14 protein-coding genes and 1 pseudogene are annotated in these 15,629 nt (G+C 64.3%); 12 read left to right on the top strand and 3 right to left on the bottom strand.

The annotated features are described in order from the left end of the window. Positions 1–5: 5 nt before the first annotated feature. From ACH196_RS09010 to ACH196_RS09020, 3 genes are all read left to right on the top strand, one after another. Positions 6–830: a carbohydrate ABC transporter permease gene (locus tag ACH196_RS09010; protein ID WP_396646548.1), complete on the top strand. Its 825-nt coding sequence runs from the start codon at positions 6–8 to the stop codon at positions 828–830. A 22-nt stretch (positions 831–852) separates the two neighbouring features. Next, positions 853–1,857, top strand: a complete 1,005-nt coding sequence (locus tag ACH196_RS09015) for an ABC transporter ATP-binding protein (protein ID WP_396646549.1) — start codon at positions 853–855, stop codon at positions 1,855–1,857. Positions 1,858–2,102: 245 nt separating this feature from the next. Continuing rightward, positions 2,103–3,572 (top strand): mannitol dehydrogenase family protein, encoded by a 1,470-nt coding sequence (locus tag ACH196_RS09020; RefSeq protein ID WP_396646550.1) that lies wholly within the window; start codon positions 2,103–2,105, stop codon positions 3,570–3,572. A 119-nt stretch (positions 3,573–3,691) separates the two neighbouring features. Here the strand turns inward: ACH196_RS09020 and ACH196_RS09025 are convergent, their stop codons facing one another. Together ACH196_RS09025 and gcvA are read right to left on the bottom strand one after the other, a co-directional pair. Then, positions 3,692–4,447: an SDR family NAD(P)-dependent oxidoreductase gene (locus tag ACH196_RS09025; RefSeq protein ID WP_396646551.1), complete on the bottom strand. Its 756-nt coding sequence runs from the start codon at positions 4,445–4,447 to the stop codon at positions 3,692–3,694. 212 nt (positions 4,448–4,659) lie between these two features. Next, positions 4,660–5,619 (bottom strand): transcriptional regulator GcvA, encoded by a 960-nt coding sequence (gcvA, locus tag ACH196_RS09030; protein ID WP_396646552.1) that lies wholly within the window; start codon positions 5,617–5,619, stop codon positions 4,660–4,662. 250 nt (positions 5,620–5,869) lie between these two features. Here gcvA and speB point away from each other — a divergent pair, with 250 nt between their 5' ends. From speB to ACH196_RS09075, 9 genes and pseudogenes are all read left to right on the top strand, one after another. Beyond that, entirely contained in the window at positions 5,870–6,931 is a 1,062-nt protein-coding gene (gene speB, locus ACH196_RS09035; RefSeq protein ID WP_396646553.1) for an agmatinase, read from the top strand. 93 nt (positions 6,932–7,024) lie between these two features. After that, positions 7,025–7,828, top strand: coding sequence for a transporter substrate-binding domain-containing protein (locus tag ACH196_RS09040; RefSeq protein ID WP_396646554.1), 804 nt, complete (start codon positions 7,025–7,027; stop codon positions 7,826–7,828). Between the two features lie 5 nt (positions 7,829–7,833). Further along, entirely contained in the window at positions 7,834–8,502 is a 669-nt protein-coding gene (locus ACH196_RS09045; protein ID WP_396646555.1) for an amino acid ABC transporter permease, read from the top strand. Continuing rightward, positions 8,499–9,146: an amino acid ABC transporter permease gene (locus tag ACH196_RS09050; RefSeq protein ID WP_396646556.1), complete on the top strand. Its 648-nt coding sequence runs from the start codon at positions 8,499–8,501 to the stop codon at positions 9,144–9,146. Before ACH196_RS09045 ends, ACH196_RS09050 begins: the two co-directional genes overlap by 4 nt. A gap of 62 nt (positions 9,147–9,208) precedes the next feature. After that, positions 9,209–10,297 carry a PotD/PotF family extracellular solute-binding protein gene (locus ACH196_RS09055; RefSeq protein WP_396646557.1) on the top strand — a complete coding sequence of 363 codons (1,089 nt, stop codon included), beginning with the start codon at positions 9,209–9,211 and terminating at the stop codon, positions 10,295–10,297. A gap of 213 nt (positions 10,298–10,510) precedes the next feature. Beyond that, the gene (locus tag ACH196_RS09060) at positions 10,511–11,548 is read left to right on the top strand and encodes an ABC transporter ATP-binding protein (RefSeq protein ID WP_396646558.1); all 1,038 of its coding nucleotides are present in this window, start codon (positions 10,511–10,513) and stop codon (positions 11,546–11,548) included. Next, positions 11,545–12,399: an ABC transporter permease gene (locus ACH196_RS09065; protein WP_396646559.1), complete on the top strand. Its 855-nt coding sequence runs from the start codon at positions 11,545–11,547 to the stop codon at positions 12,397–12,399. The genes ACH196_RS09060 and ACH196_RS09065 overlap by 4 nt, the downstream gene beginning before the upstream one ends. Continuing rightward, a complete protein-coding gene (locus ACH196_RS09070; protein ID WP_396646560.1) occupies positions 12,396–13,184 on the top strand; it encodes an ABC transporter permease in 789 nt (262 codons plus the stop codon). The genes ACH196_RS09065 and ACH196_RS09070 overlap by 4 nt, the downstream gene beginning before the upstream one ends. 93 nt (positions 13,185–13,277) lie before the next feature. Further along, positions 13,278–14,050: pseudogene (locus ACH196_RS09075) on the top strand (carbon-nitrogen hydrolase family protein). A gap of 15 nt (positions 14,051–14,065) precedes the next feature. Here ACH196_RS09075 and ACH196_RS09080 read toward each other — a convergent pair. After that, on the bottom strand, positions 14,066–15,475 hold the full coding sequence (locus ACH196_RS09080; RefSeq protein ID WP_396646561.1) for an MATE family efflux transporter: 1,410 nt from the start codon (positions 15,473–15,475) through the stop codon (positions 14,066–14,068). Between the last annotated feature and the right edge of the window lie 154 nt (positions 15,476–15,629).

Raw genomic sequence — 15,629 nt, forward strand, 5'->3', positions numbered from 1 at the left:
AAATTATGGCACGCGCGGTAACCAACCGGCACAAGACGATCGCGACGGCAGCCGCCTGGATCGTCGCCCTGCTGATCTTCTTCCCGATCCTCTACACGGTCATCACCTCGTTCAAGTCCGAGCAGGAGGCGATCCAGGGGTTCAGCCTGATCCCGTCGGGCACGACCGAGAGTTACAGGGAGGTGCAGGCGCAGAGCGGCTATTTCCACTTCTTCCTGAACTCGGTGATCCTGTCCGTCGGCTCGACCATCCTCGCTTTGCTCGTCGCCATCCCGGCGGCATGGTCGATGGCGTTTTCGCCGACCCGGCGCACCAAGGACATCCTGATGTGGATGCTGTCCACCAAGATGATGCCGGCGGTGGCGGTGCTGTTTCCGATCTACCTGATTTTTCGCGATACCGGGCTGCTCGACAGCCGCATCGGCCTGACGGTCATGCTGATGCTGATCAACCTGCCGATCGTGATCTGGATGCTCTACACCTATTTCCGCGAGATCCCCGGCGAGATTCTTGAAGCGGCGCGCATGGACGGAGCGTCGCTGTGGAACGAGATCATTTACGTGCTGACGCCGATGGCGGTGCCCGGCATCGCCTCGACCATGCTCTTGAACATCATCCTGGCGTGGAACGAGGCGTTTTGGACGATCCGGCTGACGACGACGGAGGCAGCGCCGCTGACTGCCTTCATCAGTTCGTTCTCCAGTCCGCAGGGCCTGTTCTGGGCAAAACTTTCGGCGGCCTCGACGCTGGCGATCGCGCCGATCCTGATCATGGGCTGGTTCAGCCAGAAGCAGCTCGTGCGCGGCCTGACGTTCGGCGCGGTGAAATAGGAATACGAGGGAGGACGAAAAAATGGGCAAGATCGCTCTCAGAGACGTCAACAAGTCCTTCGGGGCGACGGTCATCATTCCGAAGATCAACCTCGACATCGAGGACGGCGAGTTCGTGGTCTTCGTCGGCCCCTCCGGCTGCGGCAAGTCGACCTTGCTGCGCCTGATTGCCGGGCTGGAGGACACGACCTCGGGAACGATCAACATCGATGGCCGCGACGTTACGAACGAGTCGCCCGCCAAGCGCAAGCTCGCCATGGTCTTCCAGTCCTACGCGCTCTATCCGCATATGACGGTGGCCAAGAACATCGGCTTCCCGCTGAAGATGGCCGGCGAGCCGCCGGAGACGATCGACCGCAAGGTGAAGGACGCGGCGCGCGTGCTGAACCTCACCAACTATCTGGAGCGCCGGCCGGGTCAACTTTCCGGCGGCCAGCGCCAGCGCGTCGCCATCGGCCGCGCCATCGTGCGCCAGCCCTCGGCCTTCCTGTTCGACGAACCTTTGTCGAACCTCGATGCCGCGCTGCGCGGCACGATGCGGCTGGAGATTTCTGAACTGCACAACCAGTTGAAGACCACGATGATCTACGTCACCCACGACCAGGTCGAGGCGATGACCATGGCCGACAAGATCGTGGTGCTCAATGCCGGCAATGTCGAGCAGGTCGGCTCGCCGATGGAACTCTACAACAAGCCGAAGAACCTCTTCGTCGCCGCTTTCATCGGCTCGCCGAAGATGAACCTGATCGAGGGCGCGCCGGCCGCCAAACATGGCGCCAAGACCATCGGCATCCGGCCGGAGCACCTCAATGTGTCGAAGACGAGCGGTGAGTGGAAGGCGGCCGTCAGCGTCGCCGAGCATCTCGGCTCCGACACGTTCCTGCATGTCAACGCCGACGGCGTCGGCCCGCTGACGGTGCGCGCCGACGGCAGCATCGGCCTCGGCCATGGCGACACAATCTACCTGAGCCCCGAACTTTCCAAGTTGCACAAATTCGGGAACGACGGGACGGCGATGCGGGGATAACGAGACCGGGAGAGAAATCCCGTGCTGCCGTCCGTGATGAGGGCGGCCACTGGATAAGCTGATCACTATCGCTCTTCTCCCCGTTCACGGGGAGAAGATGCCGGCAGGCAGATGAGGTGCGGCGAAACCCTCGATCGTTGGCGCCGTCCCTCATCCGGCCCTTCGGGCCATCCTCTCCCCGTATAGAGACGGGGAGAAGGATACGCGAACGCCGGCGCCGAAAAGCAATGAGAAGGCGTCTTGAAATGACCGTCCGACTTTCCCTCTCGAACCTTTCGTCCCTGCCGTTAAACGTCGCGCGCCCACGCTATGACCCCGCCCGGCTTGCGTCGGGCATCCTGCATTTCGGCGTCGGCAATTTCCACCGCTCGCACCAGGCCGTCTATCTCGACGAATTGTTCAATGCCGGGCTGGACCACGACTGGGCGCTTGTCGGCGCCGGCGTGTTCGAGGGCGAGAAGCGCGGGCGCGACATCCTGAAAGCGCAGGACTGGCTGACCACCGTGGTCGAGCAGGACGCCGGCCACATGCAGGCGCGCGTCACCGGCGCGATGGTCGATTTTTTGGTGCCGGGCGACACGGCGGCGATCGTCGCAAAGCTGGCAGACCCAAAGGTCCGCATCGTTTCGCTGACCATCACAGAGGGCGGCTATTTCATCGACGCGGCGACCGGCCATTTCGACGTCGGCCATGCTGACATCGTGGCGGACGCAAAAAATCCGGAGAGCCCGAAGACGGTGTTTGGACTGATCCTCGCGGGGCTGAGACGGCGCAGGGCGGAAAACACGCCGCCCTTCACCATCATGTGCTGCGACAACATTCCGCATAACGGCCACGTCACCAGGGACGCGGTGTGCGGGCTGGCAAAACTCTCCGATCCGGGTTTTGCTGCGTGGATCGACAAGAACGTCGCCTTTCCGAATGGCATGGTCGACCGCATCACGCCGGCCACCACCGACCGCGAACGCGAGATCCTCAAAAAGGATTTCGGCGTCGAGGACGGCTGGCCGGTGTTCTGCGAGCCGTTCAAGCAATGGGTGCTGGAGGACAATTTTCCGCTTGGCCGGCCGGCGCTGGAGAAGGTGGGCGTGCAGTTCGTCGATGACGTGTCGCCGTTCGAGTTGATGAAGATCCGTATCCTGAACGGCGGCCACGCCACCATCGCCTATCCGGCCGGGCTGATGGACATCCATTTCGTGCACGAGGCGATGGAAAACGAACTTGTGCGTGGCTTCCTGGCGAAGCTGGAGAGGGACGAGATCATCCCCACCGTGCCGCCGGTGCCGGGCGTCGTGCTGGAGGAGTATTTTCAGCTTATCGACAAGCGCTTCTCCAACCCGAAGATCGGCGATACGGTTCGCCGGCTTTGTCTGGATGGTTCGAACCGCCAGCCGAAATTCATCATCCCGACCATCGCCGACCGTCTGAAGGTGGGGCAGGGCGTGGCCGGGCTGGCGCTGGAATCGGCGCTATGGTGCCGTTATTGCTTCGGCATGACCGACAGCGGGAAGGTGATAGAGCCGAACGATCCGAACTGGGATCGTCTGCAGGCGGCCTCCAAGGCGGCGAAAGCCGATCCGGCTGCCTGGCTGGCGATGGAGGACATCTATGGCGCGGTCGGCAGGTCGGCGGTATTTGCGGCGGCGTTCGCGGCGGCGCTGAACGCGCTATGGAAGGATGGGACCGAGGCGGTGTTGAAGAGGTATGTGGGGTGACGCTCGGCTCTCGGCGGAGCACGACGTTAATTTTGCAATCTGGTCATCGGGACGGTCACATTGGAGCGGTGGCCTTAAGGACGGGCGCAGATCAGGGTCTCGGGTTGGAACACCTGGTGTCAACTCGGCTTGGCCACAGCCATCGCCTTATCGCGAAAATCGGCGGCGAAACCGATGAAGCCGTCGTAGTTGGCAGCCTTCTGCTGGAAATAGGGCATTGTGTCGGCATGGGTGGTGATCATGAAACGGTCCTGCGCCATGCCCTGGAACGCCTTTTCCGCCACCTCCTCCGGCTCGATGGCGCCGGGCTGAAGATAGGGGATACCCTTGATCATCGGTGTATTCACGGAAGCCGGGCAGAGCACGGAAACCTTTAGGCCGCGCGTGCGGTAGGTGAAGGCGAGCCATTCGGCAAAACCCAGCGTCGCGTGCTTGGTGGTGTGGTAGCCGGCGCTGCCCAGCGACAGCACGAGCGCGGCCGCCGAGGCGGTGATCAGAATGCGGCCGCCGCCTTGCGCCACCATGCCCGGCACGACATGCCGTGCCACGCGGATATGGCTCAACTGGTTGACGGCGATGATCCTTTCCCAGGCTTCTTCGCTGGCCTCGGCATCCATCGGCATGCCGATGCCGGCATTGGAGCAGAACAGGTTGATGCCGCCCTCTGTGGCCACCACGTCGTCGACCAGCGCCTTGATCGCGGCGTCGGAGCCGACATCGGTGCGGCGGAAACGGACTGCGCCGTCGATCGCAGGACCTTCCGCAAGGTCGGCGGCGACTATCCGCGCGCCCTCGGCGGCGAAGCGGCGGGCGAGCGCCAAACCGATGCCGCTCGACGCCCCGGTGACGACGACGGTCTTGTCCTTCAGATCCATGGTTTTGTCCCTGTCTTCGGTTCGGCGGATGTCGCGACGTCGCGCCAAGTTCGTTGGCGGCGGCTTCGAGTATTATTTGCGCCGGCGTGCGCAGGCCGGCCCGTGGGCAAGACTGCTCAATCCGGGTGTTCTCTGTCGAGCAATGTTTCAACCTTCGGTTAGTAAAGTCTTGTCCGGGCGGGTTTCGGGTGGAGCAATCCCGTCGTTTATCTTCAGCCAGCCGCCGCCCTTGCCGAACGCCGCTTGCGGATGCCGATCTGCCCGGCCACCGCCGTCTCGCCGCGGCTGGCGGCGGCGTCGCGCCCGGCAAAAATCCAGTCGATGAAGGCCTGCACCACCGGCGCGGAGCGCATCTGGCCGCGGCAGGCGACGTAGAAGGAATCCACCGCCGGCACGGCAAGGTTGAACGGCGTGACGAGCTGCCCGCGCGCCAAAAGTCCGCTGGCGGTGACGGAATCACCCAGAGCCACGCCGTGTCCGTGCAGCGCCGCCTCGGTCGACAGCCGCGCATCGCTCATCTGCAACTGCGGTCCGCGCGGCAGCTCCAGCCCGTCGGCCGCCGCCAGCCAGGTGTGCCACTCGCGGCCGTCGTCGCCATGCAGCATGACGTGGTCGGCGAGATCGCGCACGGTGCGGAGCGGCCGGTTGTTGATCAGCGTCGGGCTCGCCACCGGGAACAGTTCAAGGTCCGACCATTTGCGGAACCAGCAATCGCTCCAGTCGCGGTCGCCGTAATGCACGCAGAGGTCGACGTCCGGCGAGCGCATGTCCTGCGGATCGTTGGAGGCGCGCAACTTCAGCCTGATGTTGGGATATTGGGCGACGAAGCTGCCGATGCGCGGGATCACCCACAGCGACAGCAATGCCGGCACGACGCTCACCGTCAGCGCGCCGGCGCCGGTCGGCCGGGTCAGCCGCGCGGTCGCCGCGGCGATGCCCTCGAAGGCGCCGGAGACCGCAGGCAACAATTCGGCGCCATGCGGCGTCAGCTTCAGCCGTTGGCCGGCGCGCTCGAAAAGCTTGACCTTCAGCGTGGCTTCCAGAGCCTTGATCTGGTGGCTGACGGCGCCATGCGTGACGCTGAGTTCCGCCGCCGCCTTGGTCAGCGACCCATGCCTGGCCGTCGCCTCGAAGGCGCGCAGCGGATTGAGCGGTGGCAGGCGGCCTGACATTGGCGAACCTTCAGTAGTCCAAGGGCATCCCCGGTATGCCGAGATTCAGGCGGAACCGATGTGAGAAAATTTCACAACGAAGACTACAACAATATCAATTGATCTTTCAACGGATTCGGCGCAGTTTTGGCGAAATCATAAAAAGCAGGCTTGGGAAACACCGAAGGGCACGCGATCCGCCGAGACAAGGCGAACGTGAATGCCCTCGAACAGCATATCGGCGCATCGGCGCCGCCGCAGGAGGATTTTCATGGGTTTCGAGGCCGACAAACTGGAAGCGCTGCGCCGCAAATATGGCGAGAGCCATGGCGGCGAGTTGTTCAATCCGCAGTTCCGGCGGGTAGCCAACAAGATCTTCACCAAGAGCGGGACGCGCGTCGCGCCCTATTCGGGCATGCCGACCTTCCTCACCGCGCCGCACATGCAGGTCGACAACGACGACCCGGATTTCGGCAATCTGCAGGTCGCCATGGTCGGCGTGCCGATGGATCTCGGCGTCACCAACCGCACCGGCGCGCGCTTCGGGCCGCGGGCGCTGCGCACCATCGAGCGCATCGGCCCCTACAACCATGTGCTCGACTGCGCGCCGGTGCAGGATTTGCGGGTCGCCGACATCGGCGACGTGGCGTTCCAGAGCCGTTACCGGCTGGAACTCAGCCATGACGACATCGAAAAGCGCATCAGCCAGATCGTCGAGGCCGGCGTCATCCCGCTGTCGGTCGGCGGCGACCATTCGATCAGCCACCCGATCCTCAAGGCGGTGGGCAAGAAGCGCCCCGTCGGCATGATCCACATCGACGCGCATTGCGACACCGGCGGCGCCTACGACCTGACCAAGTTCCACCATGGCGGGCCGTTCCGCAACGCCGTGCTCGACGGCGTGCTCGACCCAACCCGCACCATCCAGATCGGCATCCGCGGCTCTTCCGAATATCTGTGGGAGTTCACCTACGAATCCGGCATGACCGTCGTCCACGCCGAGGAAGTCACCGGCATGGGCGTTCCCGCCATCATCGAGAAGGCCCGGAAGATCGTCGGCGACGGGCCGACCTACATCTCCTTCGACGTCGACAGCCTCGATCCTTCCTTCGCGCCGGGCACCGGCACGCCCGAGGTCGGCGGCCTGACGACGCGCGAGGTGCTGGAACTGCTGCGCGGGCTGAAAGGCCTGAACATCGTCGGCGGCGACGTCGTCGAGGTCGCGCCGCAATACGACGCCACCACCAACACCGCGCACGCCGGCGCGCAGGTTCTGTTCGAGATCCTGTCGCTGATGGTGTTCAGCCCGGCAATCGCCGGCAAGGAGGCCTGATCCAAAAAAAATACGGCAAGTCCGACGCCGAACTGGAACCGGCGATCGGACTGCCGCTCTCAAAAAACCAGCTTCCAGAAAAGGGGAACGACAATGACAATCCATGCGAAGCTCAAATCGTCCATCGCCGCCGTGCTGCTCGCCGGCGCATTCGGTCTCGCCACGCTGCCGGCCAATGCCGATGCCGTCGCTGACATCAAGGCGGCGGGCCAGATCAATGTCGGCATCTTTTCCGACTTCCCGCCCTTCTCCTCGGCCAGCGCTGACATGAGCATCAAGGGTTATGACATCGATGTCGCGCAAGCCATCGCCGACAGCCTGGGCGTCAAGCTCAATCTGGTCAGCGTCACCGGCCAGAACCGCATTCCCTATCTTACGGACAAGCGCGTCGACATGCTGATGAGCGTCGGCTATTCCAAGGAACGCGCCGAGGTCATCGACTATGCCGCCGCATACGCGCCCTACTACATCGCCGTGATCGGCCCGGCCGCCCTCGAAGTGAAGGGCAAGGAAGACCTTGCCGGCAAGACCATCGCCGTCAACCGCGGCACGCTTGAGGACACCTCGCTGACCGAGGCGGCGCCCGCCTCCGCTGACATTCGCCGCTTCGACAATTACAACGCCGTCATCCAGGCCTTCATTTCGGAGCAGACGCAGCTCATGGTCGTCGGCAACGATGTCGGCGCGCAGGTGCTCGCCAAACAGGAAGGGCTGAAGCCCGAGCAGAAATTCCAGCTCCTCACCTCGCCCTCGCATATCGGCCTCAACAAGAACGAGGAAGGCCTGAAGAAGGCGATCAACGACGCGGTCGCCAAGATGCTGGCCGACGGCAAGCTGAACGAAAGCTCGCAAACCTGGCTGAAGACGCCGCTCAATCCTGAAAACCTCAAGGACTGAGGCTCGTGTCCTACAGCCTCGACTTCGGCTGGCTGAACGATGCGCTCGGCGCGATTGCGCGCGGCGCCGCCATGACGGTCTTCCTGATCGTCGTGACGACGCTGCTCGGAACTGTGCTCAGCGTGCTCGCGGCGGCCGGCCGGCGCGGCGGCAATCGCCTGCTTCGGCAGGCGATCGGCCTTTATGTCGAGGTGATCCGCAACACGCCGTTCCTGGTGCAGCTCTTCTTCATCTTCTTCGGGCTGCCCAGCCTCGGCATCAGGCTCGATCCGGTGGTTGCCGCCATTCTCGCCATGACGCTCAACATGGCGGCCTACACCACCGAGATCGTCGGCGCCGGACTTGACGCTGTGCCGCGCGGCCAGAAGGAAGCAGCGTTGGCGCTCGGGCTGCGGCCGCGCCAGGTGTTCATCAAGATCGTGCTGCCGCAGGCGCTTAAAGTCATCTTCCCGGCGCTGACCAGCCAGATCGTGATCATGATGCTGGAATCCGCGGTCGTGTCGCAGATCGCGGTGCGCGAACTGACCTACGAGGCGGACATGCTGCAGGCCAGAACCTTCCGCGCCTTCGAGACTTATCTGGTCGTCACCGCCGTCTATCTCGGTCTGTCGATCGGATTGCGGCGCCTCCTCGTCAAAGGCGGGCAGCGGATGTTGTCGGCGGGTGTGACATGATCGAGTTCACCTTCTGGGACATCGTGCGCAACCTGCTCTTCGCCACGCGCTGGACGATCCTGCTGTCGATTGCCGCCTTCGCCGGCGGCGCCATCGTCGGCATCGCCATCCTGCTGCTCAGGATATCCAAGGCTAAATGGCCGAGGCGCTTCGGCAGCGGCTACATCGCGCTGTTCCAGGGCACGCCGCTGTTGATGCAGTTGTTCCTGATGTTCTTCGGCCTGCCGATGCTCGGGCTGCGCATCGAACCATGGATGGCGGCCGTGCTCGGCCTCACTTTCTTCGCCAGCGCCTACCTCGCCGAGATCTGGCGCGGCGGCGTCGACGCGCTGCCGCGCGGCCAATGGGATGCCGGCGCCAGCCTCGGGCTGCACTATGTCCAGGAGTTGCGGCTGGTCATCCTGCCGCAAGCCTTCTCGATTACCCGGGCGCCGGTCGTCGGCTTCCTCGTACAGCTCATCAAGGCAACGGCGCTGACCTCGATCATCGGCTTCGAGGAACTGCTGAGAACCTCGAACGCCATCAACAACGCGACCTTCGAGCCCTTCACCGTCTATGGGCTGGTGGCTCTGATCTTTTTCGTGCTGTGCTATCCTCTCACCCAATATGCCAGGATGCTGGAGAGCCGCGCAGCCGCGCACTGAACCTCGTCGATACTTGAAGACATGGGAACTGCCGCAACGTCGGCCAAAACAGGAGAAGTGAAATGCAGAAAATTCTGAACGGTCCGCTCAGCCGGCGCACGGTGCTGTCCGGCGCGCTCGCCGCCACCGGCGTTCTCGCCATGCCGTCGATCCTGCGCGCGCAGGACAAGTCTCTGAAGGTCGGCGTCTATGGCGGCTATTTCCAAAAGTCCTTCGACGAGCACATCTTCCCCGAATTCACCAAGGCGACCGGCATCGCGGTGGAATCGGTCGCCGAGCCGACCGGCGAGGCCTGGCTGGTGCAGCTCGAGCAGGCCGCCAAGGCCGGCCAGGCGCCCGCCGACGTGTCGATGATGTCGCAGACCTCGACGCTGAAGGGCCAGTCCACCGAACTGTGGGTGCCGATCGACGAGAAGAAGATCAAGAATTTCGGCGACCTGCTGCCGCAATTCGTCAACAAGTACCCCGACGGACGCATCGCCGGCATCGGCGCGGTGGCGTGGTACATCACGCTGGTCACCAACACCGACGTCTACAAGGAAGCCCCGACCTCGTGGGAAGCGCTTTGGGATCCGGCGAACGCCGACAAGCTCGGCCTGCTGGCGCTGGTCTCCAACTCTTTCCTGCTGGAGGTGACCGCGAAAACCTTCTTCGGCGGCACCAATGCGCTCGACACCGAGGAAGGCCAGATCAAGGCCTTCGAGAAACTCGCCGAAGTGAAGCCCAACGTCCGCCTCTGGTATCGCGACGAGGCGCAGTTCGAGCAGGCGCTGAAGTCGGGCGAGATCCCGATGGGCCAGTATTATCATGACGTCACCGGTCTCGCGGCGGCTGACGGCCAGCCGGTGCGCTCGACCTTCCCGAAGGAGGGCGGCATCCAGGATAGCGGCAACTGGGTCATCTCGCGCGCCTCGCAGAAGGGCGAGGAGGCGCATGTCTTCATCGACTATATGAGCCAGCCGTCGATCCAGGGCCTGATGTCGCGCAAGGTCGGCACCGCGCCGACGCTGAAGAAGGACAAACTCGACCTGACGGCGGAGGAATTCGCGGCCGTGTCGTCGGAAATCCCGCCGATCATCCCGCGCTACGACCTCTACACGACCAAGTCCGACTGGCTGAACCAGAAATGGACGGAGATGATCGCGGGGTGAGCGTCTTCCTTCTCCCCGCTTACGAGGAGGTCCTCAGGGCGGCCCGAAGGGCCGGATGAGGGGCGGAGCCTACATATCAATGGTTCGCGCTGCCCTTCATCTGCCTGCCGGCATCTTCTTCCCGTGAATGGGGAGAAGGTGCTTTCCGCAATGTCACGTCTCGATGAAAGCCGTTGCACAACTGCAAGGTCCGCAGGGTAAAGGGGAAAATCCATGTCCGGCCTGGCCATCAAATCCGTCACCAAGCAGTTCGGCGATTTCAAAGCCGTCGACGACGTAAACCTGTCGGTGCCGCACGGCACCTTCGTCTGCCTGCTCGGCCCGTCGGGCTGCGGCAAGACCACGCTTTTGCGGATGATCGCCGGGCTGGAGGAGCCCAGTTCGGGCGAGATCGCCATAGACGGCGATGACATCACCAAGACGCCGACGCACAAGCGCAATTTCGGCATGGTGTTCCAGTCGCTGGCGCTGTTCCCGCATCTTTCGGTCGGCGACAACATCTCCTATGCGCTGCGCATCCGCGGCTCCTCGAAGGACGAACAGAAGGCACGCGCCGACGAATTGCTGAAACTCGTCCACCTGCCTGGCTTCGCCGACCGCCCCGTGGCGAAACTCTCCGGAGGCCAGCGGCAGCGCGTCGCCATCGCCCGGGCGCTGGCACTGTCGCCGAAACTCTTCCTGCTCGACGAGCCGATGTCGGCGCTCGACGCAAAGCTGCGCGAATCCATGCAGGTCGAACTCAGGCAATTGCAGCAGCGGCTGGGCATTACCACCATCGTCGTCACCCACGACCAGCGCGAGGCGATGACCATGGCCGATCTCGTCGTGGTCATGGGCCAGGGGAAGATCCGCCAGGCCGCCGCGCCGATCGACATCTACCGGAAACCGGCGGATGCCTTCGTCGCCGACTTCATCGGCTCGACCAACCTGCTTGAGGCCAGTGCCGATGGTGCTGGCCGCGCCTCAATCCTCGGCACGGTCATCCCAGGCCTGTCGCTGCCCTCCGGCGCGGCAAAATCCTCGGTGTCGGTACGGCCGGAAGACGTGCATCTCGGCCCGCCTTCCTCAGGCGCCATCGATGGCACGGTCACCTTCGTGCGCGACCTCGGAGCGACGATAGAGACCTATATCGAAGCCGGCGGGTCAACCATCGTCGCGGTGACGACACCGCGCGAGCGCGTCGATGTCGCGACCGGGGCAAAGGTCGGCGTGACCCTGCCGCCGCAAGCCTGCGTGGTGGTGAAGTCATGAGACGCGAGCCGCCGAAAACGCTTGCCGACTACACGCCGCTGGTGTTCCCTGGCCTGATGCTGATCGTCTTCTTCGTCATCCCGTTCTCGACGATGATCGCCGTCAGCTTCTTCCAGCGTGATCCCGCCGGGTTCTACAAGACGGCCTTCACTCTCGACAATTATGCGCGCTTCCTGTCGCTGTTCTTCGGCCGCGTGCTCGGTTTTTCGCTGCTGCTGTCGGTGCTGGTGTCGATCTGCTGCGTCGTCATCGCCTTCCCGTTCACCTACCTGCTGACCAAGCAATCGCGAACGGTTCAGACGGTATGGCTGGTCTGCCTGCTGTCGGTGCTGTCGCTGTCGGAAGTCATCATCGGCTTTTCCTGGTCGACGCTGTTCTCGCGCACCGCTGGCATCACCAACCTGTTTGTCTGGCTCGGCCTGATGAGTGGCCCGGTGGCGCTGTCGCCCTCCTTCGGCGCTGTCATGACCGCCATGGTCTACCAGGCGCTGCCCTATACGATTCTCGTGCTCTATCCCGCCCTCGTCCGGCTCGATCCGACGCTGTTGGAGGCAGCACGCACGCTCGGCGCCTCGCCAGCGAAGGCCTTCTTCAACGTCGTTGTTCCGGCCCTGCGCAACACCATCGTCGCGACAATCATCATGGCCTTCGTCTTCGCGCTCGGCTGCTATCTGCTGCCGCAGATCCTTGGCCGCCCCCAGCACTGGACGCTGTCGGTGCTGATCACCGACCAGGCGATCTACCAGTCGAATATGCCCTTCGCGGCGGCAATGGCGGTGTTCCTGGTGCTGATCTCGCTCGGACTGGTGGGGCTTACGCTGCTGGTCGGACGCAAGGAGAATGCGGGATGAGGGAAAAAATGCTTCGCCGGCTGTATTTCTTCGCCGTCGCCTTCTTCCTGGCGCTGCCGCTGGTGGTGGTCGCCGGTGTATCGGTCAACCAGAAGCAGGACCTGACCTTCCCGCCGGTCGGTTTTTCCCTTGCCTGGTACGCGCAGATTTTCGTTGATCCGGCCTGGCGTGCAGCGCTGATCGCGTCGCTGCTGCTCGCCGTCACCTCGGCGGCGATTGCGGTCGCCATCGCGCTGCCGCTTTCCTGGTTCCTGTGGCGGCGCATCGCACCCTGGGCGAATATTTTTCAATTGCTCGGCGTCGCGCCCTTCGTGTTGCCGCCGGTCATCACGGCGCTGGGCCTGCTCACCTTCTGGGCCTCCAGCGGCCTCTATGGCCAGCCCTGGACGGCGGCGATCAGCCACGGCATCTTTTTCGTGACACTTCCGCTGGTCACCCTTTCCCTCGGCTTCGCCTCCATCGACCGCTCGCTGGTCGAGGCAGCGTCCACCATGGGCGCCGACGACCGCACGGTGCTGAAGACGGTGGTGCTGCCGCTGATCCTGCCCTATCTCGTCTCCGGCTACGCCTTCGCCTTCGTGCTGTCGCTCAACGAATACATCGTGGCCTACATGACCGTCGGGTTCACCGTCGAAACGCTGCCGATAAAAATCTTCAACGCGCTGCGTTACGGCTACACGCCGACCATGGCGGCCGTGTCGGTGTTCTTCGTGGCGATCGCGGCTGTTGTGTTCGGGCTGATTGCCCGCTTCGGCGACATCCGCCGTTTGCTGGGGGCGATGTAGTTTCCGCGCGGGTGTTTCGCGGCGCGGCCTCTCGCGGCGATCCTTCGGTTCGGATAGGGAATGCGCATAACGAACTGGAACGAGACCGCACCGATGCGCTTAGCCATCCTGCAGATGCAGGCGAAAGCCGGTGACGTCGCCGCCAACCTCGCCCGCATCGAACGCACGGCCGAAGACGCGGCGGCGCAACGCGCTGACCTGCTGGTGGCGCAGGAACTGGCCGTCACCGGCTATGGCGCGGGCGAGGCTATGACGGAACTGGCCGAGCCCGCAACCGGTCCAACAGCCCAACGTCTCGTTGCGCTGTCGGCGCGCCTCGGCATCGCTGTTGTCGTCGGTTTCGCCGAGCGCGACGGCGAGACGGTCTGGAACAGCGCGCTCTATGTCGACGGCAACCGCCCGCCCGTCGTCTACCGAAAGCGCATCTCTACGGCTCCTATGAGCGCGGCCTGTTCGCTCCGGCATTGCCCACCGCCACGGTGTTCGACCATCGCGGCGTCAGGACGGGCATGCTGATCTGCTACGATGTCGAATTCCCCGAAAGTGTGCGGCGCCTGGCGCAGGCGGGTGCGGCGCTGGTCATCGTGCCGACGGCACTGCCGGCCAGCGACCATTCGGAACTGATCGCGCGGAAAATGATCCCGGTGCGCGCCTTCGAAAACCAGGTGTTCGTCGCCTATGCCAACCACAGCGGCGCGGACCCGCAGTTTTCCTTCGCCGGCCTGTCGGTCATCGCCGCCCCCGACGGCTCGCTGCTGGCCGAGGCGGGCGTCGCGGGCGAGGCGCTGCTGATCGCCGACATCGACCCGACCGAATTCGCGGCCTCGGCGGAGGCGAATACGTATCTCCGGGATTTGCGGGCGTAACGTGCTGGCCCGGCTTCACCCAAACGCCCTCTTCTCATCCATCAGCCCCAGCCGCCCGCGCCGCAGCCAGCGGGTGAGCAACAGCGCCGCCACCACGACCAGCCCGACCGACAGGCCGATCCAGATGCCGTTGCCCTTCAGCCCGAGCGGGAAGGCCAAGAGCACGCCGAGCGGCAGGCCGATGCCCCAATAACCGATCGCCGCATAGATCATCGGCACCTTGGTGTCATGCAGGCCGCGCAGCATGCCGGCGCCCACCGCCTGAGCGCCGTCAGCGATCTGGAACAGACCGGCGAAGGCCAGGAAGGTCACCGCCAGCGCGATGACCTCGGCGTTCTCCGGCGCGCCCATGTCGATGAAGGCGCTGATCAGAAGGTTGGGCGCGGTGATCATGGTCAGCGCCATCAGCGCCATGAAACCGACGCCGATGACATAGGCCGTCCATCCCGCGCGGGCGATGCCGTCCGGGTCGCGCGCGCCGAAGGCGAGCCCCACCCGCACGGTCACCGCCTGGTTCAGCCCCAGCGGCACCATGAAGGAGATCGAGGCGATCTGGATGGCGATGGCGTGCGCGGCGAGCGATGCCGGCGAGATCAGCCCCATCAGAAGTGCGGCCGCGTTGAAGATCGTCACCTCGAAGGCCAGGATGCCGGCGATCGGCAGGCCGAGCCCGAGCAGCGCCTTGAAGCGCGGCCAGTCGGCCCGCCAGAAGCGGCCGAACATCCGGTAGCGCCGGAATTTCCGCTCGACCGACACCACCACCGCCAGCCCGACGAACATGAAGGCGCTCGCCAAGCTCGTCGCCAGCCCGGCGCCGCCGATGCCCATTTCCGGCAGACCGAGACGGCCGAACATCAGGCCCCAGGCGAGCACCGCGTTCAGCGCCACGGCCAGGAAGACGATGACCAGCGCCCAGCCCGGCCGCTCAAGCGCCGAGATGAACGAGCGCAGCACGATGTAGCCGTAGAAGGGCAGCACCGCCCATTGCAGCCAGCGCACATAGGTGCCGGCCTGCGCGGCCAGCGCCGGCTCCTGTCCCATCCAGTTCAGCACCGCCTCGGCATTCCACAGGAAGATCCAGATCGGAATGCACACCAGCACGGCCAGCCACAGGCCCTGCCGCACCGTGCGGCGCACGTCGCGCACCGAATGGCGCTTGCGCCCGAGTTCGGTGGCGATCATCGGCGAGGTCGCCAGCATCAGCCCGAGGCCGAAGATCAGCGGCATGAAATAGATGTTGGCGCCGAGCGCGCCGGCGGCCAGCGCCTGCGGTCCCAGCCGGCCCATCAGCATCACGTCGGTGGCGTTCATGGCCGTCTGGCCGAGATTGGTGAGGATCATCGGCCAGCCGAGCGCCAGCATCGCCTTCACCTCGCCACGCCACGGATTTTCCGGCGCTCGCGCGCCGGCCTCGATCGCAGTCATCTCCATCGTCTTTCAGATCGCGGCGCGTCGGCAATTCTTGTGCTGCCGGAAGCCACGGATTAGGCGCGGACTCCACCAGACTCCACGCTGCCGGCGCCTTTTGTCTCAAACGGTGCGGATTGGCAATAAGGGAGGCGGCCGGTTCGATTGAGCC

It is taken from the genome of Mesorhizobium sp. IMUNJ 23232, from assembly GCF_044326205.1.
Lineage (GTDB): Bacteria > Pseudomonadota > Alphaproteobacteria > Rhizobiales > Rhizobiaceae > Kumtagia.

Excerpts from the sequence above, each read along its gene's own strand:
- ACH196_RS09065 (WP_396646559.1), top strand. The coding sequence starts at position 11,545 with ATGAGACGCGAGCCGCCGAAAACGCTTGCCGACTACACGCCGCTGGTG.
- speB (WP_396646553.1), top strand. The coding sequence starts at position 5,870 with ATGGGTTTCGAGGCCGACAAACTGGAAGCGCTGCGCCGCAAATATGGC.
- ACH196_RS09050 (WP_396646556.1), top strand. The coding sequence starts at position 8,499 with ATGATCGAGTTCACCTTCTGGGACATCGTGCGCAACCTGCTCTTCGCC.
- ACH196_RS09015 (WP_396646549.1), top strand. The coding sequence starts at position 853 with ATGGGCAAGATCGCTCTCAGAGACGTCAACAAGTCCTTCGGGGCGACG.
- gcvA (WP_396646552.1), bottom strand. The coding sequence starts at position 5,619 with ATGTCAGGCCGCCTGCCACCGCTCAATCCGCTGCGCGCCTTCGAGGCG.
- ACH196_RS09060 (WP_396646558.1), top strand. The coding sequence starts at position 10,511 with ATGTCCGGCCTGGCCATCAAATCCGTCACCAAGCAGTTCGGCGATTTC.
- ACH196_RS09055 (WP_396646557.1), top strand. The coding sequence starts at position 9,209 with ATGCAGAAAATTCTGAACGGTCCGCTCAGCCGGCGCACGGTGCTGTCC.
- ACH196_RS09040 (WP_396646554.1), top strand. The coding sequence starts at position 7,025 with ATGACAATCCATGCGAAGCTCAAATCGTCCATCGCCGCCGTGCTGCTC.
- ACH196_RS09020 (WP_396646550.1), top strand. The coding sequence starts at position 2,103 with ATGACCGTCCGACTTTCCCTCTCGAACCTTTCGTCCCTGCCGTTAAAC.
- ACH196_RS09070 (WP_396646560.1), top strand. The coding sequence starts at position 12,396 with ATGAGGGAAAAAATGCTTCGCCGGCTGTATTTCTTCGCCGTCGCCTTC.
- ACH196_RS09080 (WP_396646561.1), bottom strand. The coding sequence starts at position 15,475 with ATGACTGCGATCGAGGCCGGCGCGCGAGCGCCGGAAAATCCGTGGCGT.
- ACH196_RS09025 (WP_396646551.1), bottom strand. The coding sequence starts at position 4,447 with ATGGATCTGAAGGACAAGACCGTCGTCGTCACCGGGGCGTCGAGCGGC.
- ACH196_RS09010 (WP_396646548.1), top strand. The coding sequence starts at position 6 with ATGGCACGCGCGGTAACCAACCGGCACAAGACGATCGCGACGGCAGCC.